We start from the raw sequence: 24,952 nt of genomic DNA, 5'->3' as shown, positions 1-24,952 counted from the left end.
ACCTCCACTTTTCCAGATATCCGTCAGCTAGATGCTTCCATCACGTTAATGAGCCCTTGAATATTTTTTGACCATAGAAAATTTTGTTCCGCATATCGATGGCCATTTTCACCAAGCTCTTCGCGTAAAGCTTTCTCAGAAGCCATTGTTAGAATATGTTGACTGATTTCATCAACCTTTCTACTATCTGCCACCATCCCGCATTGCGCTTCTGAAATCATTTGTCTGGCACGCCCGGCGACATCACCGACAATCGGTTTTCCGACGCACATATAGTCGATTATTTTTCCAGGCAGCACCTTGTTAAAGACATCCTTCTCAACTAAGCTTACATACGCAATATGGGAAGAGGATACTTCATTAAGAGTCACCCTCCTATTCATCGCTTTGATGACCTTTATATTGGTCAAGCCTTTAGAGGAAATCTCGTCTTGGACTTCGGACATTCGATATCCATATCCAATAATCGTAAACTCAATTTGTTTATGTTCTTTCAGTTTTTCAGCCACTTCTATTAACTTTTTAATATCTTGGGCAAGTCCGATATTACCCGTATAAACGACTTTAATTCTATTTTCCGAAATGGGTGGAAGTCTTTTTTTCAAGTTCAGCTCGTCTGCAGTGAGCGAGTTTGGAATGAATTGGATATCATCATTCTTGACTCCTTTTGAAAGGATATAATCCCTAAATCCAGGACTATTGATGATAATTTGATTAGAGTGCTGATATATTTTTCTTTCAAGGAAAAAAGCCATTTTCAAGATCCACTTATTCGTGAATACGCCTACTCCCTGCAATGATTCGGGCCATAAGTCTCTTACATCGGTTATTAGCTTTGCCTTCATCTTTTTCTTGGCAATCAATGCCGCAAATATCGGGAAAATAGGTGGTGTCGTGACAAACACATAGTCATATTTTTTTTCCAGTCGAATGATTGTGTAAATGAAAAGCCACATCGCTTCCAAATAATGAAGCAAGCGTCTCCCCATATTGCTTGTATACCTCTTCACTTTATCTGGTTGAATCCTGATGATATCTTTCTCCTCAATATCGACTTCATCCCAAAAATGGGCATCTTGATATAAACTTTGGTGAGGATAACTCGGCTTCAAAGTGATGACTGTTACCTCATAGCCGCTTCGCTTCAAATTGAGATATACATTTTTCATCCTGTTTCCTGCACTCCCAATTTCAGGATAAAAGTTTTGTACAATCATCAGGACACTTTTCATATGAGCCTATCACCTCTATTCTTAAAATGTTCATCGTCCTGCTTTTTATTGTAAATGGACGATATTAAGTGGGGATTAAAGAAATATAAAGGTCTTATTAACTTTGTAAATATTCTGTTAATTGTTGTGTCAAAAAATTTTTTCTTAAGAACAACTCGTTATAATAGGGAGGAAATAAAGAAAGCGAGGAAATCATAATGCCTAAAAATCGTTTAAAGGTCATGACTGTGTTTGGGACAAGACCAGAGGCCATTAAAATGGCACCTGTCGTATTGGAGTTGAAAAAGCATCAAGAATCGATTGAAAGCATTGTAGTGGTCACCGCCCAGCATCGGGATATGCTTGATCAAGTCCTGCAATGTTTCCAAATAAGACCAGACTACGATTTGAATATGATGAAAGAAAGACAAACATTAGAAGAGATCACAACTCGCGGGATTGGGAAACTGAGCGCTCTTATGAAAGAACTACAACCCGATATCGTGCTAGTTCATGGAGATACAACGACGACTTTCATCGCCAGCTTAGCCGCTTTTTATAATAAAATTCAAATTGGTCATGTTGAGGCTGGTCTTCGGACTGGTAATAAGTATTCTCCGTATCCTGAAGAAATGAATAGACAGCTGACAGGCGTCTTAGCTGATTTGCATTTTGCCCCGACAAATCAAGCAGCAGAAAATCTCATTTTGGAAAACAAAAAGAGTGATTCTATCTATATTACCGGCAATACAGCCATCGATGCTTTGAAAACAACAGTACGGAAAGACTATGAGCATCCAATTCTATCAGGTTTGAATGGAGATCGTATGCTATTGATGACAGCGCACAGACGAGAAAATATCGGAAAACCAATGGAAGAAATATTCCGTTCCGTCAAACGACTGCTTGAAGATCACATGGATATCCAAGTCGTTTTCCCACTTCATAAAAACCCAGTAGTCCGCGAAATTGCTTATCGGATTTTTGGTGAAACGGAAAGACTTCACTTAATAGAGCCGCTTGAGGTGCTTGATTTTCATAATTTTGCGGCGCATGCCCATTTAATACTGACAGATTCCGGAGGGGTGCAAGAAGAAGCTCCTTCACTTGGCGTTCCTGTCCTTGTGTTACGCGATACGACAGAACGGCCAGAAGGAATTGAGGCTGGTACCCTTTTATTGGCAGGAATTGAGGAAGAACGAATTTATCAATTAGCCACAGACTTACTTACAAATGAAGAAACCTATAAAAAAATGGCGACAGCTTCTAACCCATATGGAGATGGATTTGCCTCGAAGCGAATAGTCGAAATACTTTTAGAGAAATTGAGTGCTGATAACAATAAGATGATAAATCGGCCAACCCTCTCATCCTAATTTTTATCATTTATTAACGTTAGAAAGAACGATAAATCAAAAGAAGAAGCCTAACACTCTTTAAGAGGTTGCTAGGCTTTTTCTAATTCTTCTTATATATTAGATTTTAAAATGATTCACTTCCATTTTAAGACTCTCGGCCAGGGTTGCTAGTGATTGAGCGCCTTCAGAAATCTGTTCAGTCGCTGCATGCTGTTCTTCAGTTGCAGCACTTGTATCATTTGCCCTTTCTGCTGAAGTAACCGCTATTTCTTTTATTGCATTCGCACCAGCGGCTACATCCTTGGTCATCGCTTGAATTTCTTCTATAGCAGAGGATACGGATTCAATTTGCTCACTCACTCCTCCAACTGCGGATTTAATATGATTGAACACCTGGAGTGAGTTTGCTGAAGCAGAAAGTCCATCTTCTGCTTTCTTACTTCCAATATTAATTGATTCGACGCCTTTTTCGGTAGCTTCTTCGATCAATTTGACCATTTTTTCAATTTCTGAGGCTGATATTTTTGATTGTTCAGCAAGTTTTCTAACTTCATCAGCCACTACTGCAAAACCCTTTCCATTTTCTCCGGCACGGGCCGCTTCAATTGCAGCATTTAATGCCAGTAAGTTTGTTTGCTCAGAAATGTCCGTAATTAATGTCGTAACTCTTTGAATTTCACTTGAATGCTTCGACATTACTTCCATTATGCTCGCTGACTCGTGAATCGTAGTGTTTATATTATTCATTTGGGTAGTTACATCATCTATAATGTTAGATCCTTGTTGAACAAGTGAATTCACAGATTCTGCGGAGGTAAGCATTTCGACATTACTTTCGGTGATCTGCTCGATAGCTGCAGCCATCTCATTCATAGAGTTTACTGAGTTCTCTACTATAGTGACCTGCCGAGCTGTCCCTCTCATATTTTCTTCAGCAGTTGTTGCGACCATCTCCGAAGAAGCCAGGCTTTCTTCAGAGCTTGCCGACATTTGTTCTGCTTGAACAGCAAGTTGTGACGAAGAATCCCTCATATTTAAGACAATCGCTTTAAGTTCCGCAACCATTTTATTAAAAGCACCGGCCATTTCACCAATTTCGTCTTTGTTTCGAATCCTAATTTCTTCTATCTGTAAATTACCGCCTGCAACTTGACCAATTGCTTCTGTAAGTTTGCGAACCGGGCGAGAAATACTGCGACTCAGGACGATTGGTAAAATAATACTAAGGATGAATCCAAAGATTATTAGCAATACAATAATTCTTTCCATATCCTTTACTTTCTCGTTCAAATCTTCCCGAGTCTCTTGTAAATAAGCATTTTGATTGTCACTTAGTTTTTCAGCTTTTTCCAAGATTGTTTTTTCCAAGACACTTGCTTTATCCGTTTTCTCAGTTATATCTAGATCCTTCGCACTATCGCCTTGCTGCATGCTGATAATTATCTCTTCAGCCAATTCCATATATTCAAGTTTTGCGTTATGTATCTCTTCCAACAATTCTATATCGTCTTGTGATGTAAATGTTTTTCCAAGATTTTCGTAAGCCTCCTCAAACATTTCGTTTTTAACTACTCTATTTTCCAAATATGTAGAATCCTTATAGATAATATAACCACGAACATCATTTGAAACAGCTTGCTGTTTGTTAATCATTTCATCTACCAGATTGATCTTTTTCACTCGATCATCCAATAAAAAAGTATATTGTTTATTCAAATCGGCGATGATCCAGAGATAAAAGAAACCTATAGTCATAAGGAATATAAGTATAGACAAAAAACCTGCCCATAATTTTTTTGATACAGATAATTTCACGTTAAATACCCTCCAATTAATCAATAATTTTTAATTTTCAAACTCTATCAATAATATCGGTTGCATAGTGCCTTTTTTCTAGTCAGTTCACTAAAACACAATAAAATAAACTTATATCAAAAAACTAAGCGGTTTGGGGTAAAGTAAAAAAGAAGATATGATAATAAAGCCGGAAGTGTTGATCAGCATCGTCCATTTGAGGCTTCGTAAAACAGCATGAAACATCCTTTTCTGCTTGCAAATTAGCGTCAAACCTAGTACTCAATTGCATCTTTTGATTACTTCACCTTTAGTAACTGTACGATTTAAAACTAAGCAAAAAAGACCACCAAATTGGTGATCTTTAGGAATTTCTAATTTTCATCTTATCCTTTGATTAACCGGACATTTTTTCCAAAGTTTGAACCTACGCTTTTTAAATAAAGTAAGACGGTTAAGAATATGACTACCTCTGATAATGGAATGGCCAGCCATGCTGCATTTATTCCAAATATAAGCGGCAATGTTAGCAGGAATAAAAGCATGAAAATAAATTCGCGTCCAATCGTAATCCAAGCGGCCATCTTTACTTGCCCAATTGATTGGAAATAGGTCATCATAACGAAGTTGACTCCCATTAGGATATATCCGCTAAAGAAGATTCTAATTCCAATTGTAGCAAGCTCTTTTACATCTTGAGAAAAGTCTCCGAATAAATCTACAATATAAGGTGCCGCCACTTGTCCCACCAGGGTAATGGATATTCCTGCACCAATTGCTGTGAAAATGGCAATGCGAACCGTTTCGCGCTTCCGCTTTTCATCTTTTGCACCATGATAATAACTTACTAGTGGCTGTATTGCCGACCCGATGCCAAGAAACATCAACAGCATAACACTATGTGCATAATTGACAATAGAAAATGCAGCTAATCCGTCGGTACCAGCAAGGCGCGAGAACGCATTATTATGAGCAATAGTAAAGACTGATACACCTATTTCAGCTAAGAAACTAGGAAAGCCAATCATCATTGTCATAATGAAAAGTGACTTTTCAAAACGAAACTTAACGAGGCGAAGCGTGTTCTTCTTCGTGAAAAAGTGCGTGCTGAGAACCAGTATGCCCAAGGCAGCTGCAATGATTGTTCCGTATGCAATCTCGCGCACCCCTAAATCTAGTACATACAGGATAATGAAGTTCAAAACGAAATTGGAAATGGCCGTGACGATAAGAGATGCCATGGCCAGATTCGGATTACCATTGTTCCTGACGAATATACTTAAGGTGTTTTCTAGGGTGAAAACAAAACCCAGCATTAAGAATACGTTCATGTAGTCCGTTGCAAAGGGAGCGGTTGCTTCATTGGCCCCTAGTGCATAAACAAGCTGATGGTGAAAAGCGTAGGCAATCAGACCAATGATTACGGTGAATATTGTGATTAGAATGATGGAATGGGTGAAAATAAAGCGTGCCCGATTATAATCCTTTGCCCCCATGCTTTGTGAATAAAGCGTTGCGCCGCCTACCCCGATCCAAATCGACATCGCTACAAAGATTGTATAAATGGGCCCTGCAATATTAACTCCTGCAAGGGCAACCGATCCAAGCTTATTGCCGACCATCACGCCATCGACAACAAAGTTCAATGCCATCAATACCATTCCGATCATAGAAGGAATCAGATAGCGCAGAAAGACCTTTCCTGTCGATTCTATCTCCAATAGATTTTGTTGTTGTTTTTCTCTTAATGACATTTATACCATCTCCTGCTATTGACCTTACTTTGAAATTCCTCTCCAAAAAATAGTCCATGACGCCGCAAGTTTTTCCGCAATTCGGTCTGGATTATCGGCATAAACAAGTTCGACCATAATGGCCACGATGATGCCTGAATACGCCAGTGTCAGGGTTCGCGCATCTCCTGAGTTTAAAACCCCAGCGGATATCCATGTTCTGAATATCTTTTCCATTAAGGCTTCCTGTTGAACCTGAAGATCATCAGTCTCTTTCTGAATTTCACTGTATAGATGTGTTGGTGGAAAGAACCCCATACGAAGCCAGAACTTTAAACTCTCAACCTCCTGGAACATCTTTATCATTTCTTCCAAAAATCCGTATAGCGTCTTTTCCGGATCACTTTTTTTCATGATATTGAAATACTCAACATAAAACGAAAGTTCCATTTCCTTGGCGTCTTTAAGTACAGATAAAAACAGATCGTCTTTCCCTTTAAAATGAGAATATATTGATTGTTTTTTTATCCCAACATCTTCGGCAATTTGAGAAAGTGAAGTACCCTCATAACCATGAATCGTAAAATATTTGAGTGCTGCTTTTTTTATTTCATCGCTTTTCATAATGTTCACCTTTCATTGCTGAATATTATTTTCTGTATTTCTGATAAACCTATCATAACCTAACGAACGTTCGTCAGGCAAGTTCTTTCATTTTGGAAATTTAAGGTTTACCTCCTATTGAAATAAAGATTGGTCCGATTGAAACCATTCTATAAAGGAGGGTTCATGCTGCTACATTATTCCCTAGTATTAAAAGGATTATAATGTCTACCTGTCGAAATGATAGTCATAATAAAAAGGAGGGTTCAAATGAAACATCAGATTACCCCATACTTAACATTTGATGGACAAGCTAGAGATGCATTAGCATTTTATGAGGAAGTATTTCAAGCAGAGGTTTTTGATATACAATCATACGGGGAAGCTGATTTCCCAACACCTGAAGAAGCAAATGATAGGATCTTGCATGCTAAGATTAAAAAAGGTGAGTTATTGGTTATGGTATCTTGATACGTTTCCTGGAAATCCCCTTGAGGTCGGGACCAATATTTCTCTCGTGCTGGAGTGTGAAAGCGAATCAGAGATCCAGCATTTATACGAGACATTGCGTGAAAATGGAACAACCTTAATGGAACTTCAAGATACCTTTTGGGGTGCACGATTTGCTAAAGTCAAGGATTGCTTTGGCGTTCATTGGGACTTGAATTACACAAAATGAATCAAAAAAATGGCCGAAAAATACCAATAGTATTTCCGGCCATGTATTATTATTTAAAGTCTTTATTTTTGGTGAAAAAGTCTAAATGAACATATCAAAATAATATCATATATTACTCTTTTGAATGCCTCTTATTAAATCACGTGAAGATAATTCAAGACATTTTTGCCGATCAGTAAAATGGTGACGCAAATAAATAATATACGTACATAGGCAGCACCTTTTTTTATCGCAAAGTTCGATCCTACTAATGCTCCGACAACCATTGCGAAGCCCATCGGAATTCCATAGACAAAATTGACTGACCCCATTGATAAGAAAATAATAAGTGCGGCAATATTGCTACCAAAATTAAGTACTTTTGCATTTCCAGCAGCCTGAACAAAATCAAATCCAATAATCAAAAATGAAAACAATAAAAAAGAGCCTGTACCAGGACCAAGAAAACCATCGTAAAAACCAATAGCAAATATTGCGATGATCAACATAATCATTTTCTTTCGTTTTAACCCTTTATATTTTGCGTCTTTACCCCAATCCTTTTTTAAAATCGTATAAATTGCGACGATAACTAATAAGATTAATATGAGCGGCTTTAGGATTTCAGGGGAAACAAAATGAACCACATATGCCCCTAGAATCGCACCAATCACAGTAAGCGGAAAAAGCTTCATGACAAATTTGAAATTCACTTTTCCAGCTCGAATAAATGAGATTGTACTCGTTAAAGAGCCCATCGAGCTTGCCAATTTATTAGTAGCAAGGGCTGCTGAAGGTGATATCCCTGTAAATAATAAAGCAGGAATGGAAATTAACCCTCCTCCGCCTACAACAGAGTCAATGAACGCAGCAATAAAACCAGCAAGTATTAAAAACAGCAAAGTATAGAGATTAATTTCCTCCATATATTCTCCTCCCTTCAAAAACAATAACTCTATTATACTCCCACTTTCTGTATCTGTATTTCTGGAATTTTAATGAAAATGAATTCTACCGATTACTCTTTTTCATTTAGAAATTCAAACAGTTTTCCCTCTGAAGTTACCGTAAAACCGTGTCGTTTTAGCAACGCAGCCGTAACTCCATTCCCAACCTTTTTCTTCCCCTTAAATCCACCATTATAAATCGTCGAACTCCCACAGGATGGACTGTCTTCTTTTAAAACTACAAGTGTGGCACCTGCTTCTTGAGCCTTATTTAATGTTAAATTTGCCCCCTTTATGTACAAATCCGTTACATCCCTACCAGACTTTTCGATTATTTTTGCTTTCCCATTAAGGACATCTTCACCATCACCGCCTATTATCTCAGCAGGTTCTCTGGGAGTTGAAAAGCCACCAAGCAACTCAGGACATACAGTGATTGCCTTTTTTTCTTCTAACAATCTCAGAATTCTATTATCTAAGCTATGTGTACCATTGTATCTTACCTCTAAACCTGCTAGACAAGAACTTACTAAAATCATTAAAATCACCTCATCATATTAGCTTAACAATATTTTACCATTCTTCTTAAATAATATTATTTGAACGATTAAAATCTGCTGAAGATTGTTATGCTCGATTTATTAGCTACGGGGGTCGATTTATTAGCGTGTAGGTCGATTTATTAGCGCGTTGGTCGATTTATTGGCGTGTAGGACGAATTATTGGCGCCAAGGACGATTTATTGGCGTGTAGGTCGATTTATCAGTGCAAATGTCGATTTATTAGCGTGTAGGTCGATTTATTGGCGTGTAGGTCGATTTATTAGCGCGTAGGTCGAATTATTGGCGCCAAGGTCGAATTATGAGCGCCAAGGACGATTTATTGGCGTTATAGGTCGATTTATTAGCGCGTAGGACGAATTATTGGCGCCAAGGACGGATTATTGGCGTGTAGGTCGATTTATTAGCGCGTAGGTCGAATTATTGGCGCCAAGGACGGATTATTGGCGTGTAGGTCGAATTATTGGCGCCAAGGACGGATTATTGGCGTGTAGGTCGATTTATTAGCGCGTAGGTCGAATTATTGGCGCCAAGGACGAATTATTGGCGCCAAGGACGGATTATTGGCGTGTAGGTCGATTTATGAGCGTGTAGGCCGATTTATTAGCACCAAGGACGAATTATCCGCAAAAAAGGTCAAATTCCACCAACCAAATCAAAAAAAAGCGCTTGCAGAGAAACTATTTCTCGGTAAGCGCTTCATTTATTCAGTTGGTTGAGTTTAATGATAACAATTGGTACGTAATGGTGGTTTTTTCGTTGGTCCATTCAACTTTTTGAATAACTGCTGTTCCGCTTGAGTCAGATTGAATAGTTTTACGGACGTCAATTGGAATGTCGATTGGATATAGCCGATAGCCTGCTTTTGTTAGGCTGAAAATATTTTCTTGTTCTCGAATTTCGTTTCCTTTTGTAACGATCATGGTGTTGAGTTCCATAGGCATGCCCATGTATATCTCCTCCTCTGGCCAATGTATACTTCATTCTAACATTATTCCGTTTTATTTTTCATCCAAGTTGTTAAATCTTCGACTACTTTTCTGTTGACGGCTGGCGGGAAGTAATGTGTGAATTGAGGAAAATACCAGCTTTCTACCTCTTTATCATGGGTTTTCAACCGTTTTTCCAGCCGGTACGCATGTTCAACCGAGACATTGTCATCCAGTTCACCATGAATAATCAGAACAGGAACATTCAATTCTTCAATCGCAAACAACGGAGTCCGGAATTCATATTGGTCTGGGTATTTTTTAGGCGTGCCTCCAATGACTCGCTTCATCATGCGGCGCATATCGACCCGTTCTACATAAGTTAAAAACATATCTGACACACCGCCCCACGTTACAATTGACGCCGCATTCTTACAATAGATTCCAGTCCAAAGCGCCATGATGCCGCCACGGGAAAATCCGAGAATGTGAATATGTTCCTTATTCACTCGGGGATGTTGCTCAAGCAGCTTGAATCCAGATATCGCATCGAACCGATCTTCGCCGGCAAAATCCTCATCGCCCTCGCCACCTTGATTCCCCCGGTAAAAAGGGGCAAATACGATAAATCCTTCTGCAGCATACTGGATAATTCTTGCAGGCCTCACCTTGCCTACATTTTTAATTCCACCTCGTAAATATAAGAAGGCATCGTGCATCTCACCATCCACCGGTTCAGCTAGCAATCCCTTAACCTTCAAGCCCTGTGATATGTATGTAATTAAATAAAGATGGATTTCTGGATGCGGTGATGGAAACCGCTGTTTTGAAATAATCGATCCGTTCTCCAATTTCCACGCCCCTTTCTCTTTCCTTTATTGTAAAACATCCAACAGTTTTTATCCCCTGATAGGCATTCACATATTTTTTCTCCCGTTCATACGATAAGGTAGGCAAAATACCTATTTATGAGGAGGAAAGAATTTTGAAAAAATGGTGTAAAGCAGGTGTCATGTTTTTGCTCATGTGTTTGCTTCTGATTCCGCTTGGAGCATGCGGCAGCAAGGAAAAAGAAACAACGAAGGTCAGGGTTGCCGAAGTGACCCGCTCCCTTTTCTATACACCGCAATATGTCGCGATTGAAAAGGGATTTTTTAAAGATGAGGGCTTATCTATTGATTTAAAAACGACAGCAGGCGGCGACAAGACGATGACCGCTCTCATTACGAATGGAGCGGACATTGCTCTCGTGGGCTCTGAAACATCGATTTATGTGGCGCAGGGATCAGACGACCCGGTCATAAACTTTGCTCAATTAACGCAAACAGATGGAACGTTTCTTGTTTCACGTGAAAAAATTGACAATTTCAATTGGGATATGCTGAAAGACTCCACATTTCTTGGTCAGCGTAAGGGCGGAATGCCGCAGATGGCCGGCGAGTTTGTGTTGAAAAAACATAACATTGACCCGCAAAAGGATTTGAATCTCATCCAGAATATTGATTTCGCTAATATCTCAACTGCATTCGCTTCCGGTACAGGTGATTTTGTACAGCTATTTGAACCAACTGCCAGTGTGTTTGAAAAAGAAGGAAAAGGCTATATCGTCGCTTCTTTCGGCACCGAGTCTGGTCATCTTCCTTATACGGTTTATATGGCTAAACAAAGCTATTTAAAGGAAGACAAAGAGACCGTTCAGAAATTCACGCGAGCTTTGAAAAAAGCACAGGACTGGGTTCAGGAAAGTGATGCATCAGAAATTGCTAAAGTCATTCAGCCCTATTTTGAAGATACCAATCTAGACACGATGGAAACAGTCATCAACCGCTACAAAGAACAAGGCTCCTTTGCCACTGATCCCATTCTTGATGAAGAAGAGTGGAACAATCTGCAAGACATCATGGACGAAGCCGATGAGCTCCCTTCAAGAATTAGCCATGATGAACTGGTAAACACCGATTTTGCTGTAAAAGTATCAAAGTAGCTAGAGGTAAGGAGGATGTCCGATGAGCTTTTTAAAAATCCAAGACATTCACCATACTTATTTTTCAAATAAGACGGCAGCGACCGCACTCGCGGACATTTCCCTCGACATTGAAAAAGGTGAATTTGTCTCTTTTCTTGGTCCGAGCGGCTGCGGAAAGACGACCCTGCTTTCCATCATCGCCGGACTATTCCCGCCCACTTCGGGAAAGATCCTGCTCGAAAACAACCCGCTGAAGGCCGACAGTGACTTATCAATCGGCTATATGCTGCAACAGGATTATCTTTTCCCATGGAAAACGATTGAAGAAAATGTTTTATTAGGATTAAAGCTGATTAATAAGAATGAAGGCCTGGAGAGAATAAAGACGTTGAAACTGTTGAGTGATGTTGGATTGGGAGGCACCGGAAAATTATATCCGCGTGAACTTTCCGGAGGGATGAGGCAACGAGCTGCTCTGGCACGAACACTCGCAGTGGACCCAAAAATCCTCTTGCTTGATGAACCGTTTTCGGCCCTAGATTACCAAACGAAGTTGAAGCTTGAAGACCTTGTTTTTGAAACTCTGAAATCTTTTGGAAAGACGGCAGTGCTTGTCACCCATGATATTGGTGAAGCCATCGCAATGAGCGACCGGATTTATCTATTTTCCGCGAAGCCAGGCAGAATTTACAAAACTTTTGAAGTACCTGATGAACTACGCGAACTAACACCTTTTCATGCCCGTAATCACCCACACTATTCGGTATTATTCCAAACGATCTGGAAGGAGCTTGAGAGCCTTGAATATTGAACAGCTTCATAGCCAGTATAAAACCTCTTTGAAAAAGGAAAACAGGCTAATTCGCTTTTATCAGATCCTGATTTTCATTGTCTTTTTCAGCAGTTGGGAACTTTTTTCTCGGATGAAGTGGATTGACCCGCTCATCTTCAGTTCGCCCTCTAAAGTGTGGCATCTATTTATAAAGAAATTAGGTGACGGAACACTTCTTTCCCATTCAGGCGTGACCCTATTCGAAACCGTGCTCGGCTTCATCATCGGGACACTGCTTGGAACGATACTTGCTTCCTTGCTCTGGTGGTCGCCGAGGTTGTCGAAAACGCTCGACCCGTATCTCGTCATTTTAAATGCAATGCCAAAAGTCGCCCTCGGACCTATTATCATCGTAGCATTCGGACCAGGTTTCCCGTCAATCATCTCGATGGGAGCGATCATTTCCATTATCATCACCACTATCGTCGTCTACACAGCATTTCGCGAAGTTGATCCTAACTACCTAAAGGTACTGCAAACATTTGGTGCCACAAGGGCTCAGTCCTTCCGGGAAGCCATATTACCGGCATCCTTCCCGACTATTATCTCGACATTGAAGGTGAATGTAGGCCTCTCCTGGGTCGGCGTCATCGTCGGTGAATTTCTCGTCTCAGCAAAAGGACTCGGCTACTTAATTATTTATGGATTTCAAGTCTTCAATTTTACCCTCGTTATGCTCTCCTTGATGATTATTGCCTTCTTTGCGACAATCATGTACCAACTTGTCGAACTACTCGAGCGAAAATTAATCAAGGATTAACCTAACTGCCGATACTCGTCGGCAGTTTTCATATTTACCGGGTTTACTCGTGAATTAGATGGTTTTACTCGTGAGTTTTCGGGTTTTACTCGTGAATTAGATGGATTTACTCGTGAATCTATGCAATTTACTCGTACAAACCATCCAACCTCGCTAAACTCAACGGCACGATTTCATCTTTCATGATAAAACTAAACTCCTCACCTAGCACATCCGGCAACACATCCAATAGAATCGGTCCATCCGTTTCTAGATAATTTTCTTTCCACTCTATCTCACTCAACTTAGCAAAGTAAATCGATTTTACAAATGGCTTCACTGGATTATGAACTTTATACTGTCCCAAAAATTGCAGGTGTTCCACCACTCCTCCGGTTTCTTCATACACTTCCCGCTTGGCCGCTGCTTCAATTGATTCCCCAGTCTCCCTCTTTCCGCCAGGAAATTCCAATCCCCGCTTACGGTGTTTCGTCAATACCCACTTTCCTTTAATTCTGCAGAGCACGAAAACATGCCAAGCTTCCCCAAAAACAGGATCCACGGAGAATTCCACCTTATATCCGTTCATATCACAAAACTGTTTCATATTTCCCCTCTCTCTATTTAAGAAAAACTATTTCATTTTATTGGAGTCACCATTCATTATATGGAATAAAAATCCCGCTATCCAGCGAGAATTCTCTTCACATTGAAAAAAACGATGGCCTCTCAATATTCGAGGCCATCATCTGTTCGTTTTGCCTGTAAAATTCCCATACTCTCTATATGCCGCTTTCCTTCTTCAGTTCCAAGTTTATGAATCATTTCGTATATCTTTTGAAGCGTGATATCCTGTTTATCATTTTCCCGGTCAAAATGATATTGAAGATACGGGACGTGGGCGCGATAAAAGTTTTCTTCGCCAACTGAATAATTGTAATCAAATAACTCACGCAACTGCAGGATTTCGTTGTCGGTTGCTTCGATTTCAAAATTCCACTCAGAACCTTCCCTATCTTGTGAGATTTGCCCAGTTGGGAGCCAAATGTAATACGTTTTCCTATTTTCAGACACATCCATCCACCCTTTCAATAAATCCTACGCTTATTTTTTCACGTAACTCTCCACTTCATACAATGGAAAATTTTGTTTACAGAAGACCAAAGATGTTAAATAATAGATTAAAGTATCTTTCATAGGGTAAAACATATAATATAGGCAAGCATCCCTACAAATTTTTATATGCACCCAGAGGTTTTTTTGATAACCTACATATAAAGAGATAACGGATTTCTAAAAAATGTGAGGTGAAAGTTTTGAAGTTAATTGAAGAATTATACAATATGTACCGTAATAAGTTGACCGGTGATGAAGAAGACATTGATATGCTTACTTTTGCGGTTCTGGAACAACTGGACAGGAAGGAAATTTTCGAATTGCTTCAAGAGATGGATGATCAAGAACTAACCAATCTAATGGGCCTTTACATTATTGAAACGTTAAAAGGGAAGTTCGCTCAAAACAGCATGAACGATACGAAACCTACACATTTTCCACCTCGGAATATTCATTAATACATACCATTCAGGTATCCCTCTTTATGGGATGCCTTTTTTCTTTCCGCTTTATGAAAGTTATTGGTGAAATAGACACAGAACCTCTTTCTATCGTACAAATATATTAAAAAAAGCCCTACCGAAGTAGAGCTTTTCAAAAGAAACCTTAATGTCCTAAATACGCACGCAGCATCCATGCATGTTTGTTTAAGCTTTTCTTCATGCCTGTCAGCATATCAGCTGTAACCGGATCTTCTTCTTCAGCAACTGCGATAATTTCTAGGAACTCTTCGGAAAGCTTCTCGAAATCGCTGATGACACTTTGCACCATATCTTCTGTATTTTCGGTCCCTGTTGCTTCTTCAATAGTAGTCAATTCCAAATATTCTTTAAGCGTAGCAACTGGTTTTTCACCAATGGCTAAAAGTCGTTCAGCCAGCTCGTCATAATTAGCTGTCACTTCTTTATATAATTCTTCCAATTTTTGGTGAAGTTCAAAGAAGTGCGGTCCATTCACGAACCAGTGGTAATTGTGAATTTTCGTATAAAGAACACTGAAGTTTGCAATTTCCTTATTCACTAAAGTTCCTAATTTTTTCTGAGCCATAAATATCTACCTCCGTAAGTTGGTTATACCTTTATATTTCCCTCTATTCGAAAATTGAAACATTATCTGACTCGGTTCTTATGCTAAAATGAATCTAAATTGTGAACGTTAGGAGCTGTAAAGTATGATTACGGTTTTAGTTATCTCCATTATTGTGATTCTGATTGTATTGGCCTTATCGGTCCTAACAATCGGAAAAGGTTACAGCTACAAGCATACAGTGGATCCGGTCGATCCTTTGCCTGAGGATGAGGGAAAAAAAGAAGAACCCGAAAAATAAAAAAAGTTCCTGTCACAAATGGACAGGAACTTTTTTATTAACCGAAAACTTTATGAAGATCTTCTTTATCTTGTGACAGCCAGAAATTCATTAATTTCTTAGCTCCTTCAAGATCATGCAACTTCGCTTGGCCGCATTGTTTTTCGTTTGCAGCAGGAATTTCTGTAATTGTAACAGCATCCTTGAATGTATCTTCAAGAACATCGATGATTTCCGTCACTGTCGGCTCGCCGCTGACCACAAGGTAATATCCTGTTTGACATCCCATAGGTGATATATCGATAATATCAAAATGATCGAACCGCTCAGAATGCTTACGGATATTGAAAGCTAGCAAATGTTCTAATGTGTGGATTGTATCCGGCTTCATCGCTTGTTTATTCGGCTGACAAAAACGGATATCAAATTTATTAACAACACCATCTGTTCCAACCTTATGGACACCGCAATGTCTAACATATGGGGCTTTAACAGCGTTATGATCTAATTCAAAGCTTTCAACTGAAGGCATTTAATTCACTCCTTAATTGTATGTCATTTCTATTTTACCTTGAATTACAATATATTTCACCCTTTTAAATTAATTCCCATTATTTCAATCGGATTTATCCTTGCGCTTGTTCCTTTATTAACCTTATTGGAAACAAAAAAAATATGCTATAATTAACGGTATTGAATTTTACTCGAAAAGAGATGAAAACGTCTTGCTGAAAAAAGTATTAATGGGAATTATCTGTATTTACCAAGTTGTGATTTCACCATTAAAACCGCCTACCTGCCGTTTTTACCCAACTTGTTCCCATTACGGTTTGGAAGCGATAAGTCGATTCGGACCGATAAAAGGAAGCTGGTTAGCCATCGTCAGGATTCTTAAATGCCATCCTTTTCATCCAGGCGGTATTGACCTCGTTCCCGAAAAAAAGAAAAAGGGTGAAGATCACTAGAAAAAAACCTTGCTTTCTTGTGTAATCTTTTGTATTATACAGAAGTCAAATCGTAATCATTTCGTTTTTAAATTATAGATCTCAAATCGTAATCAATACGAATTATCTAAAAAGGAGAGTTTTATATGAAAAAAAGTGTACTTCTCTCCCTTTTTCTGGTTACAGCGCTATTTCTTTCAGGCTGTGGCAATTCAAAGGGAGAAACTACTGATACTAATAAAGACATTTTAAACGTGTACACTACCGTTTATCCTTTGCAATACTTCACAGAAGCAATTGGTGGAGAGTACGTAAACGTCGAAACTGTTTATCCACCTGGTACTGATGAACATTCATTTGATCCCTCTCAAAAAGATATTGTAAAAATGGCTGAATCAGACCTATTTTTCTATATTGGTTATAATCTTGAAGGCTTTGTCACAAAAGCAGAACCGATTTTAAGCAAAGAAGGCGTCACTACAGTCGCTATAGGTGAAACGGTTCATTTAGATGAAGATGAGCATGCACACGAAAACGAGCATGCGCATGAAGAAGACGGCCATGATCATGGTGGCGTTAATCCCCATTTGTGGCTAGATCCCATCTATTCCATTGAAATGGCAAAAAGCATTAAGGACGAATTAACGAAGCAAATGCCTGAACAAAAAGACTACTTCGACAACAAATTCAACGAACTTACTGTAAAACTTAAAGCTCTTGATGAAAAATTCGCTACGACAATTAAATCGGGTCGTACCAATAAGATTATCGTTTCTCATTCCGCATATGGTTATTGGGAAGAACGATACGGACTTGAACAAATTGGCGTCACCGGCCTTACGTCTTCAAACGAGCCTTCTCAAAAAGAACTAGGGAAAATCGTAACAATGGCCGACAAAGAAAATCTTCACTACGTCATCTTTGAGCAAAATATCAGTTCTAAACTGACTGAGATTATTCAAAAGGAAATGGGTGCGAAATCACTTGAGCTTCATAACCTTTCCGTCTTGACAGATAAAGATATCGAAGCCGGTGAAGATTACTTTAGTTTAATGGAAAAAAATATCAAGACGCTACAAACTGCGTTGCAATAGACAAAGAAGAGGCAGACTCAAATGGGTCCGCCTCTTCTTTGCTATTGCCATTTTTATAGTTTAAAGTTTCTTTCTTTGTCTCGAGCTATACATGGCTCAAGATGTAAAGTGTTCCGTTGACACCTGTTCCTTCTGAAAACATGGCAATCGCTGTGCTGCCTATCCGGTTCTTCTATTTCTCTAAGTGTTTTTCACGGATTCTTTCCATTTTTTCCATCAGTTTCGTCCCAATTGTAGACTCGAATTCCGGATAGATGACCGTCATTTTATCCATCCACTCTTTTTTTTCTTCATCAGATAATGTGTATATGTCGATATTGGATTTTTTCTCAATTTCTCGAAGCTGAGCTTGATTCATTTCATTGGACTTGATCCATAGCCAATTCGTTGTATCGTCCATTGCCCGCTGAATTTGTTGCTGAATGTCCACCGGAAGCTTGTCCCAAAACGGCTTATTCATCATGACAACATAGCCTAAATACCCGTGATTACTGATAGTTAAATATTTTTGAACTTCGTATAGTTTCTTGGAATAGATATTCGAAATCGTATTTTCCTGGCTGTCCGTTTTATTGATTTCCAGGCTTTTGAACGTATCATTAAATTCCAGCTTAGATGTTGTGGCCCCAAAATGCTGAAATTGGCTTTCAATCACCGTACTTGGCATAATCCGGAAGTTCTTCCCTACAAAATCTTCTGGATGGCGAATTGGCTTATTGCTTGTAATTTGCTTGAAGTTATTCGACCAGAATGCTAGCCCTTCTATATCTATCGTATTTAACTGATCTAGTAGCTCATCTCCCACTTCTCCATTCAATGCTTCCTGTAAGGCGGCATCCGTTGGAAAGACATAGGGCAGGTCCAAAAGCATCCACTTTTTCGATATGCTTGTAATTTTAGAAGTGGTCGGGGCAATCATCTGCACCTTATTTTCGTGTAAAGCATTGATTTCTTCATGATCACTATATAAAGATTGATTAGGGTAGACTTCAATTTTGACACGGTGATTGGTATATTCATCAACAAGATCTGCAAATCGGTTCGCTGCTAGCCCTTTAGGCGTATTTTCAGCGACTACATGGCTGAACTTAATTACAATTTGATCTTCCATTCCTACCTGCTCTTCATCCTTAGGCAGATCAAAATTGGAGCTAGAAAAGAACGATTGAAATGAAATATATACCGCAATCAGCAACCCTATTCCAATTAAAACAAAGTACCCCCAAAAAGCACGCATATTGACATCTCCTTACCGCTCGCTTCACAGTATATCTATTCTATCACAGCCTTTTTCCTGTCGTAATACAATGCGCGAAAAATAGCGAAAAGTGTTAGAAATTCTGTTACTATTAAGTATAGAAGTAATGGAGGAAAAATAATGGATAAATCCTTTCATATGCCGATTCAATTGAAGATTACCCTGCTATCATTCGTAATCGTAGCTTTTTCGATTCTAATAGGCGGGATTTTTATATTTGGAAACATCGTTTCAATCAGGGAGGATGAAATTGGCAAACGCTCCATGATTACAGCCCATACCATTGCCGAACTACCTGAAGTACAAAAATTAGTCCGTGAATCAGAAGGTTGGACAAAACTAAACCCTATGATTGAAAACTTAAGAAAAATTCATCAAGCTGATTATATAGTTGTGCTGAACAATCAACATATTCGCTATTCCCACCCGGTTTTCAGCCAATTGGGAACACAATCAAAAAGCAACGACGAAAGCGCTGCTTTTGCTGAACATGAATATCTATCAAAGGCTTCTGGCGAACTTGGAATTTCAGTCCGTGCATTTGTCCCGATCCTTGATAAGGAAAATGAACAAATCGGTGTCGTTCTCGTCGGAAACATATTACCGACAATTCCCGAATTAATCATGGACTTGAAAGGCCAAATCGCGATTATTCTATTACTTACACTGCTGTTCGGCGTATGCGGCTCCTGGCTCATGGCCAGACGGATAAAAAAAGAAACCTTTCAACTTGAGCCTCATGAAATTTCAAGAATGTTAGTCGAAAGGACCGCTGCCTTTAATGCGATGCATGAAGGTGTCATTGCAATAGATAATAATCAAACCATCACAATTTTTAATGAAAAGGCAAAGCAAATGCTAAATATCAGTGGCGCGGTGATTGGCAAGAATATCAATGACATTATTAGTGATACCCGCCTGCCAGAAGTGCTAGACCGGACATCTCCTATCTTCAATCAGGAAATTTCGGTTCAAAACAGAAACCTTCTAAGCAACCGGGTACCTATTAAAATAGCCGATAAAACCATCGGAGCTGTGGCAATCTTTCAGGATCGTACCGATGTAGCGAAGCTTGCTGAAGAATTGACGAGTGTCAAAGCATTCGTTGAAGCCCTACGTGTTCAAAACCATGAACATATGAATAAACTTCATACGATAGCAGGATTGATTCAACTTGGGAATTTAGATGATGCACTACAGTACATTTTTCAAATTACAGAAGAGCAAGAGGAATTGACCAGGTTTTTAACGAAGCACATTCACGATGATAATTTAGTGGGGCTACTATTAAGTAAAATCTCCTTAGGGCGTGAACTTGGAATCGAACTCATCATGGATAAACATACGAAACTGGACCGCTTTCCAAATGATATGGATCATCATGATTTCGTATTGATTATCGGGAACTTGATAGAAAATTCCTTTGCAGCCCTCAAACATTTATCAGAAGAACCAAAGCAAGTCTACCTATCCATCTATCAGGATGAACAGCATTGCCAAATTGTACTTGAAGATAATGGGTCCGGTATCCCCGAGGAGATTCACAAAGATATATTTGAGTATGGTTTTACAACAAAAGGTGCGGAAGGATCAGGAATTGGTCTCTATCTTATAGACCAAATTGTAAAAAAAGCGAATGGCGAAATGAGTTTTACAACACGTCCTAATGAAGGAACAAGCTTTTTTCTTTCTTTTCCCATGCATGATATAGAGGAGAACCAAAATGACTAACCAAATTCGCGTACTTTTAATTGAAGACGACCCAATGGTCCAAGAGGTAAACAAGCAGTTCATTGAGCGGCTACAAGCATTTAAAGTCTTTGATACAGCTTCCAATGGACTTGAAGGTCTTGAAAAAATCAGGCAATCTAAACCGGATCTTGTCATTTTGGACATCTTCATGCCTTCTTTAAACGGGGTAGATACACTCTATCAAATAAGAAAAGAACAAATTGATGTGGATGTCATCATCATTTCGGCAGCTAATGACCAGAAAACCATCCGAAAAATGATACAAAACGGGGCTTTTGACTATTTAATTAAACCATTTAAATTCGAGAGACTAAAACATACACTTGAGCAATATTATGCTTTTCGTATGGAAGTTGAACCCGACCATCAGATTTCTCAAAATCAACTCGACCGAATTCTCTTTCAAAATAAAACATCTCCTGAAACGAGTCCGAAATACGATGTTCCTAAAGGGTTAAATGGTGCGACCCTTGAGCAGGTCACAAAATTCATAAAAACTCAGCCTGGATCTTTATCTGCGGAGGAAGTGGCCGATGGAATTGGAATTGCCAGAGTAACAGCCCGTCGCTATCTAGAATACTTACACGGCGAGGACGTTCTGCAGCTTGATGTCCAGTACGGCAGCATTGGCCGTCCAGTTAATCGATACCGTCTAAAAAAATCTTAGAACATATGGGGACCTACTAGAACCATAGCGGTTCCCTTTTAGCTTCTTAACCTACGCTCCCGTTGTTCTGTTATATATGCCCCACTTTCTCTTCAAGAGAAACAATTCACACTCAGCCAATGCTGTAACTTCTTTAATGACAAAATCCGGAACGCCTCTTCTTAATAGAATTTCTGCAATAAGGTATGGCTTTTTCATATACTCTCCCCTCCCTATTCCTTAGTTGTTTCACTTTTCTCTATTATACAAAATAATCCATAAAAGGAAAAATAGACAAAGCCCCATTTTTCGAAAAAAATATGACTTTTGGAGAATTAGGAATTACTTATTTTTAAACACCGTATCTGTTTTATGAGTCGTTTTATTTAGAGGAATAAGATGAATAGGGTAAAAATCCATTTGTATCATACTATTAAAAAAGTTTATTAAGGGGTGGATTTTAATCCAAGATTGTTTTATTTGTTACTAACACACAGGAATCATTCAGACGGATGGAGGTACAATTTTCGGGGAAAATGATGATTATGTTGGACATATTAATCATTACGAACAATCAAATTATTCAGGTTATATTATAGTTGGCTTCACAAGATACAACCCTATCTTTTGCGGTATGAATATAGAAGAAAAAGCATTTGGGTTCACTAAGACAAGTGATAGAAATGTATTATTAGACAGTAGAAAGCGGAACATATTTATTCACGTGCCTCCCTTCATTCTATTTCCTATCTTCATATGCATCTAGCTCCTCGCTTGTTATCCAAACAGCCTAAGGAATATTAAAGACGATGGCCTTACGAATTAAAAGTACATTCAAAAGAGGAGGTGCGAATTGCACCTCTTTGTCGTTTTACCGGTACAGCTTACTATAGGTCGTCAATTCATTTAGTCGCTTTTCATTTATGGCAAAACCGATTCCTGCTTTTTCCGGAACCTGAATGACGCCACTTTCGACGATGACTTCCGGTTCAATAATATCCTCTTCCCAATAGCGGGACGATGATGATATGTCCCCCGGAATTGTAAAGCCTTTTAATGTGGCTAGCGCGATATTATGAGCTCGGGATATGCCAAATTCAATCATGCCTCCGCACCAAACGGGCACGTTTTTTTCCACGCATAGATCATGGATTTTGACCGCTTCCGACCAGCCACCTACTTTGGCCATCTTAATTGTAATTACCCCGCAGCTCTCGAGTAAAAGTGCATTTTTCGCATCATGATAGGAATTGATGCTTTCATCAAGACAAATTGGCGTCTGCAGCTGCTTTTGCAAAACAGAATGTTCGACTATGTCGTCATGCCCTAGTGGTTGCTCAATCATCATCAACTTGAACGCATCAAGCTTTTGCAGGTGCGAAGTGTCTTCAAGCTTGTACGCCGAATTGGCATCCGCCATTAACGGGATATCAGGATAGGTGCGTCGAATTTCTGATAGAAACTCCAAGTCATTTTTAGGATTGATTTTTATTTTATACCGCTGATACCCGAATGCGGAAAAATCGTCAATCTGACGCATCGCATCACCGATATTATCCGATGCAACGACAACACCAGCCGTAACTTCGCTCCGTTCCCCTCCAAACAACTGTCCGAGGTAGAATCCCTTCTGCTTCGCATATAAATCCCAAATCGCCTGATCTAGAGCTGACTTCGCCATCGCATTCCTTCTTATTCCGCTCCATAAGCTTGGCAGTTCATTAGGGTGCTTAAACTGACCAGCCAATGTCAAAGGAATTAAGAAATCCTCCAACATATGAAAGCAGGTTTTAACCGTTTCCTCGGTATACCAAGGACTTGTAAATGGCACCGCTTCACCGTATCCGATTAGCCCATCTTGATCTTTGGCTTCGACAACAATCACTTCGCGTTCGCTTACCATCTCGAGGTGGGTCTTAAACGGTTGCTTTAAAGGGGCCGTAATGAGCCGTAATGAGATGGAGGATAACTTCATCGTTGTTTCCCCACTCTCTTCTTCAATTCCCTTCGCAGCAGCTTACTCGCACCATTCCTGGGAAGCTCCTCACAAAAAATAACATTCCGGGGAATTTTATAAGCAGCCAAGGAGTCCCCGCAATAATTCAAAAGCTCGGTCTCTTTCAACTCTGCACCTTGATGTAAGACGACAAACGCGAGTGGTACCTGTCCCCATTTTTCATCGTCTGTTCCCGTAACTCCCGCCTCGAAAACAGCCGGGTGCTTACTTAGAACATTTTCAATTTCAGCCGGATAGACATTTTCGCCACCGGAGATGATTAAATCGGAGCGTCGGTCAAGCACATACAAAAAGCCTTCTTCATCAAGATAACCAAGATCCCCAGTATAAAGCCATCCCTCCGTAATCGCTTGCTGTGTCGCATCCAATCGTTTGAAATAACCTTTCGTCACATTCGGACCTGAAACAACAATTTCACCCGCTACACCAGGTTCACAGGTCCTACCGTCCTTAACTATCCGTAACTGCGAAGGAAACAAAGGTTTCCCCGCCGACCCGATTTTTGTCATGCTATATTCCGGTGCAAGTGTTACAATCTGCGAAGATGTTTCAGTCATCCCATACGTCTGATAGACAGGAATCCCTTTTCCCTTACATACTTCAAGCAAATGAACCGGTGCCGGGCCGCCGCCTAACAGCATACAGCGGAAGGTTTCTGGATAGCTTGTCTTTCCTAAATCATGCAACATCCGGTTCAGCATCGTCGTCACGACCGAAATAATCGTCACGCCATTTTCCTGAATGCTCCGGTTCGCTTCTCGTTCATCAAACTTCTCTACCAGCACGACCTTCATACCATAAATTACATTTTTCATCAAAATAGACAGGCCGCTAATATGAAAAATCGGGACCGCACAATACCATGTATCTTCTTCCCTCAATCCAAGATTCAACATAGAACCAACCGCACTCCACCAGTGGTTGCCGAATGTTTGTATTACACCCTTTGGATTACCCGTTGTACCCGATGTATACATAATCGTAGCTGTATCTTCAAGATTAAACTCATGGAGAAATTCTGTCGTGCCTTCTTCGGGTAATTCTTCCTTTAAAAGAATCTGGAAACCCGTGAGAATGTCACGAATATCGGAGAGTTTTTCAGAGAAGGAATCCTCCGATATCAGACGTACTGCCTCACTATCCTCGATCTGCCAGGAAAGTTCTTTTGCCGTTAACTTATTATTCAGCATCACGATCTTCACACCCAGATAAAAGAGCGCATGAATCACGACGACACTATCTATATGATTCCGGAGCAAAACCGCGCATGATTCGCCAGCCTTCACACCTTTGTTCGCTAGCTTACCGGCCATTTTCCCTGTTAGAGTATGTAGTTCTAGAAAGGTATACGTACGCCCTTCAAATTCAATCGCCGGACGATCCGGTGATAGATGTGCCCGATTTTTCAGCCAGTTCGGCAACTTTTCTTCTGCCATCATTGCTTACCCTCCCATACATTTAGATATAGAAAACAGCCCGGCGATTATCC

At 39.7% G+C, this 24,952-nt stretch carries 28 protein-coding genes; 12 read left to right on the top strand and 16 right to left on the bottom strand.

From position 1 onward, the window contains the following. Positions 1 to 23: 23 nt before the first annotated feature. The gene (locus JFU50_RS13330; RefSeq protein WP_201186994.1) at positions 24 to 1,232 is read right to left on the bottom strand and encodes a glycosyltransferase family 4 protein; all 1,209 of its coding nucleotides are present in this window, start codon (positions 1,230 to 1,232) and stop codon (positions 24 to 26) included. Positions 1,233 to 1,429: 197 nt separating this feature from the next. On the opposite strand from JFU50_RS13330, the gene wecB reads away from it, so the two are divergent. Beyond that, the gene (wecB, locus tag JFU50_RS13325) at positions 1,430 to 2,587 is read left to right on the top strand and encodes a non-hydrolyzing UDP-N-acetylglucosamine 2-epimerase (protein ID WP_201222850.1); all 1,158 of its coding nucleotides are present in this window, start codon (positions 1,430 to 1,432) and stop codon (positions 2,585 to 2,587) included. A gap of 99 nt (positions 2,588 to 2,686) precedes the next feature. Here wecB and JFU50_RS13320 read toward each other — a convergent pair whose 3' ends face one another. From JFU50_RS13320 to JFU50_RS13310, 3 genes are all read right to left on the bottom strand, one after another. Further along, the gene (locus tag JFU50_RS13320; RefSeq protein WP_201222848.1) at positions 2,687 to 4,384 is read right to left on the bottom strand and encodes a methyl-accepting chemotaxis protein; all 1,698 of its coding nucleotides are present in this window, start codon (positions 4,382 to 4,384) and stop codon (positions 2,687 to 2,689) included. A gap of 365 nt (positions 4,385 to 4,749) precedes the next feature. Further along, positions 4,750 to 6,117 (bottom strand): MATE family efflux transporter, encoded by a 1,368-nt coding sequence (locus tag JFU50_RS13315; RefSeq protein WP_098175257.1) that lies wholly within the window; start codon positions 6,115 to 6,117, stop codon positions 4,750 to 4,752. 24 nt (positions 6,118 to 6,141) lie between these two features. After that, on the bottom strand, positions 6,142 to 6,720 hold the full coding sequence (locus tag JFU50_RS13310) for a TetR/AcrR family transcriptional regulator (protein ID WP_201187000.1): 579 nt from the start codon (positions 6,718 to 6,720) through the stop codon (positions 6,142 to 6,144). Positions 6,721 to 6,969: 249 nt separating this feature from the next. Here JFU50_RS13310 and JFU50_RS31755 point away from each other — a divergent pair, with 249 nt between their 5' ends. Together JFU50_RS31755 and JFU50_RS31750 are read left to right on the top strand one after the other, a co-directional pair. Then, positions 6,970 to 7,170 carry a hypothetical protein gene (locus JFU50_RS31755; RefSeq protein WP_342214692.1) on the top strand — a complete coding sequence of 67 codons (201 nt, stop codon included), beginning with the start codon at positions 6,970 to 6,972 and terminating at the stop codon, positions 7,168 to 7,170. Beyond that, positions 7,145 to 7,378: a VOC family protein gene (locus JFU50_RS31750; RefSeq protein WP_342214691.1), complete on the top strand. Its 234-nt coding sequence runs from the start codon at positions 7,145 to 7,147 to the stop codon at positions 7,376 to 7,378. Before JFU50_RS31755 ends, JFU50_RS31750 begins: the two co-directional genes overlap by 26 nt. 134 nt (positions 7,379 to 7,512) lie before the next feature. On the opposite strand, the gene JFU50_RS13300 is transcribed toward JFU50_RS31750, so the two are convergent. The 4 genes from JFU50_RS13300 to JFU50_RS13285 all read right to left on the bottom strand — a co-directional run bounded on the left by JFU50_RS13300 (position 7,513) and on the right by JFU50_RS13285 (position 10,644). Next, a complete protein-coding gene (locus JFU50_RS13300) occupies positions 7,513 to 8,283 on the bottom strand; it encodes a TSUP family transporter (RefSeq protein WP_201222845.1) in 771 nt (256 codons plus the stop codon). Positions 8,284 to 8,375: 92 nt separating this feature from the next. Beyond that, positions 8,376 to 8,843 (bottom strand): DUF523 domain-containing protein, encoded by a 468-nt coding sequence (locus tag JFU50_RS13295; RefSeq protein ID WP_201222844.1) that lies wholly within the window; start codon positions 8,841 to 8,843, stop codon positions 8,376 to 8,378. Between the two features lie 728 nt (positions 8,844 to 9,571). Beyond that, a complete protein-coding gene (locus JFU50_RS13290) occupies positions 9,572 to 9,814 on the bottom strand; it encodes a DUF2584 domain-containing protein (RefSeq protein ID WP_053347907.1) in 243 nt (80 codons plus the stop codon). 41 nt (positions 9,815 to 9,855) lie between these two features. Continuing rightward, on the bottom strand, positions 9,856 to 10,644 hold the full coding sequence (locus JFU50_RS13285) for an alpha/beta hydrolase family protein (protein ID WP_201187006.1): 789 nt from the start codon (positions 10,642 to 10,644) through the stop codon (positions 9,856 to 9,858). Between the two features lie 161 nt (positions 10,645 to 10,805). Between JFU50_RS13285 and JFU50_RS13280 the strand changes: the two genes are divergently transcribed. The 3 genes from JFU50_RS13280 to JFU50_RS13270 are packed head-to-tail and all read left to right on the top strand — an operon-like array spanning position 10,806 to position 13,351. Continuing rightward, entirely contained in the window at positions 10,806 to 11,777 is a 972-nt protein-coding gene (locus JFU50_RS13280; protein WP_201225075.1) for an ABC transporter substrate-binding protein, read from the top strand. Positions 11,778 to 11,799: 22 nt separating this feature from the next. After that, entirely contained in the window at positions 11,800 to 12,570 is a 771-nt protein-coding gene (locus tag JFU50_RS13275) for an ABC transporter ATP-binding protein (RefSeq protein ID WP_201222843.1), read from the top strand. Further along, a complete protein-coding gene (locus JFU50_RS13270; RefSeq protein ID WP_242485369.1) occupies positions 12,551 to 13,351 on the top strand; it encodes an ABC transporter permease in 801 nt (266 codons plus the stop codon). Before JFU50_RS13275 ends, JFU50_RS13270 begins: the two co-directional genes overlap by 20 nt. A gap of 127 nt (positions 13,352 to 13,478) precedes the next feature. Here the strand turns inward: JFU50_RS13270 and ytkD are convergent, their stop codons facing one another. Together ytkD and JFU50_RS13260 are read right to left on the bottom strand one after the other, a co-directional pair. Beyond that, complete coding sequence (gene ytkD / locus JFU50_RS13265) at positions 13,479 to 13,937, bottom strand: RNA deprotection pyrophosphohydrolase (RefSeq protein WP_201187012.1); 459 nt, start codon at positions 13,935 to 13,937, stop codon at positions 13,479 to 13,481. A 122-nt stretch (positions 13,938 to 14,059) separates the two neighbouring features. Continuing rightward, positions 14,060 to 14,410 (bottom strand): hydrolase, encoded by a 351-nt coding sequence (locus JFU50_RS13260; protein WP_201187014.1) that lies wholly within the window; start codon positions 14,408 to 14,410, stop codon positions 14,060 to 14,062. Positions 14,411 to 14,637: 227 nt separating this feature from the next. Here JFU50_RS13260 and JFU50_RS13255 point away from each other — a divergent pair, with 227 nt between their 5' ends. Continuing rightward, on the top strand, positions 14,638 to 14,904 hold the full coding sequence (locus tag JFU50_RS13255; protein ID WP_376103862.1) for a DUF6154 family protein: 267 nt from the start codon (positions 14,638 to 14,640) through the stop codon (positions 14,902 to 14,904). 148 nt (positions 14,905 to 15,052) lie between these two features. On the opposite strand, the gene JFU50_RS13250 is transcribed toward JFU50_RS13255, so the two are convergent. Beyond that, positions 15,053 to 15,493, bottom strand: a complete 441-nt coding sequence (locus tag JFU50_RS13250) for a Dps family protein (protein WP_201187016.1) — start codon at positions 15,491 to 15,493, stop codon at positions 15,053 to 15,055. Between the two features lie 124 nt (positions 15,494 to 15,617). Here JFU50_RS13250 and ytzI point away from each other — a divergent pair, with 124 nt between their 5' ends. Further along, a complete protein-coding gene (gene ytzI / locus JFU50_RS13245; protein WP_081113018.1) occupies positions 15,618 to 15,773 on the top strand; it encodes a YtzI protein in 156 nt (51 codons plus the stop codon). A 37-nt stretch (positions 15,774 to 15,810) separates the two neighbouring features. On the opposite strand, the gene JFU50_RS13240 is transcribed toward ytzI, so the two are convergent. Then, complete coding sequence (locus JFU50_RS13240) at positions 15,811 to 16,284, bottom strand: S-ribosylhomocysteine lyase (RefSeq protein ID WP_201187018.1); 474 nt, start codon at positions 16,282 to 16,284, stop codon at positions 15,811 to 15,813. Positions 16,285 to 16,495: 211 nt separating this feature from the next. Between JFU50_RS13240 and yidD the strand changes: the two genes are divergently transcribed. Both yidD and JFU50_RS13230 read left to right on the top strand, forming a co-directional pair. After that, complete coding sequence (gene yidD, locus JFU50_RS13235) at positions 16,496 to 16,717, top strand: membrane protein insertion efficiency factor YidD (protein ID WP_446728179.1); 222 nt, start codon at positions 16,496 to 16,498, stop codon at positions 16,715 to 16,717. Positions 16,718 to 16,842: 125 nt separating this feature from the next. After that, positions 16,843 to 17,790 (top strand): metal ABC transporter solute-binding protein, Zn/Mn family, encoded by a 948-nt coding sequence (locus JFU50_RS13230; protein ID WP_201187023.1) that lies wholly within the window; start codon positions 16,843 to 16,845, stop codon positions 17,788 to 17,790. A 172-nt stretch (positions 17,791 to 17,962) separates the two neighbouring features. Here JFU50_RS13230 and JFU50_RS13225 read toward each other — a convergent pair whose 3' ends face one another. Next, positions 17,963 to 19,027: a DctP family TRAP transporter solute-binding subunit gene (locus JFU50_RS13225; RefSeq protein WP_201222840.1), complete on the bottom strand. Its 1,065-nt coding sequence runs from the start codon at positions 19,025 to 19,027 to the stop codon at positions 17,963 to 17,965. Between the two features lie 141 nt (positions 19,028 to 19,168). Between JFU50_RS13225 and JFU50_RS13220 the strand changes: the two genes are divergently transcribed. Beyond that, the gene (locus tag JFU50_RS13220) at positions 19,169 to 20,779 is read left to right on the top strand and encodes an ATP-binding protein (RefSeq protein WP_201187027.1); all 1,611 of its coding nucleotides are present in this window, start codon (positions 19,169 to 19,171) and stop codon (positions 20,777 to 20,779) included. Then, entirely contained in the window at positions 20,772 to 21,467 is a 696-nt protein-coding gene (locus JFU50_RS13215) for a response regulator (RefSeq protein WP_053347921.1), read from the top strand. Before JFU50_RS13220 ends, JFU50_RS13215 begins: the two co-directional genes overlap by 8 nt. 51 nt (positions 21,468 to 21,518) lie before the next feature. Here JFU50_RS13215 and JFU50_RS13210 read toward each other — a convergent pair whose 3' ends face one another. The 3 genes from JFU50_RS13210 to JFU50_RS13200 all read right to left on the bottom strand — a co-directional run bounded on the left by JFU50_RS13210 (position 21,519) and on the right by JFU50_RS13200 (position 24,899). After that, complete coding sequence (locus JFU50_RS13210; RefSeq protein WP_157443825.1) at positions 21,519 to 21,665, bottom strand: hypothetical protein; 147 nt, start codon at positions 21,663 to 21,665, stop codon at positions 21,519 to 21,521. A gap of 652 nt (positions 21,666 to 22,317) precedes the next feature. Next, positions 22,318 to 23,421 carry an o-succinylbenzoate synthase gene (menC, locus tag JFU50_RS13205; RefSeq protein WP_201222839.1) on the bottom strand — a complete coding sequence of 368 codons (1,104 nt, stop codon included), beginning with the start codon at positions 23,419 to 23,421 and terminating at the stop codon, positions 22,318 to 22,320. Beyond that, a complete protein-coding gene (locus tag JFU50_RS13200; protein WP_201225074.1) occupies positions 23,418 to 24,899 on the bottom strand; it encodes an o-succinylbenzoate--CoA ligase in 1,482 nt (493 codons plus the stop codon). The genes menC and JFU50_RS13200 overlap by 4 nt, the downstream gene beginning before the upstream one ends. Positions 24,900 to 24,952: the final 53 nt, after the last annotated feature.

The organism is Peribacillus sp. TH14 (genome assembly GCF_016651145.1).
Lineage (GTDB): Bacteria > Bacillota > Bacilli > Bacillales > DSM-1321 > Peribacillus > Peribacillus butanolivorans.
Note: the sequence above shows the minus strand (reverse complement) of the source record. Positions and strands in the feature narration are given on the sequence as shown.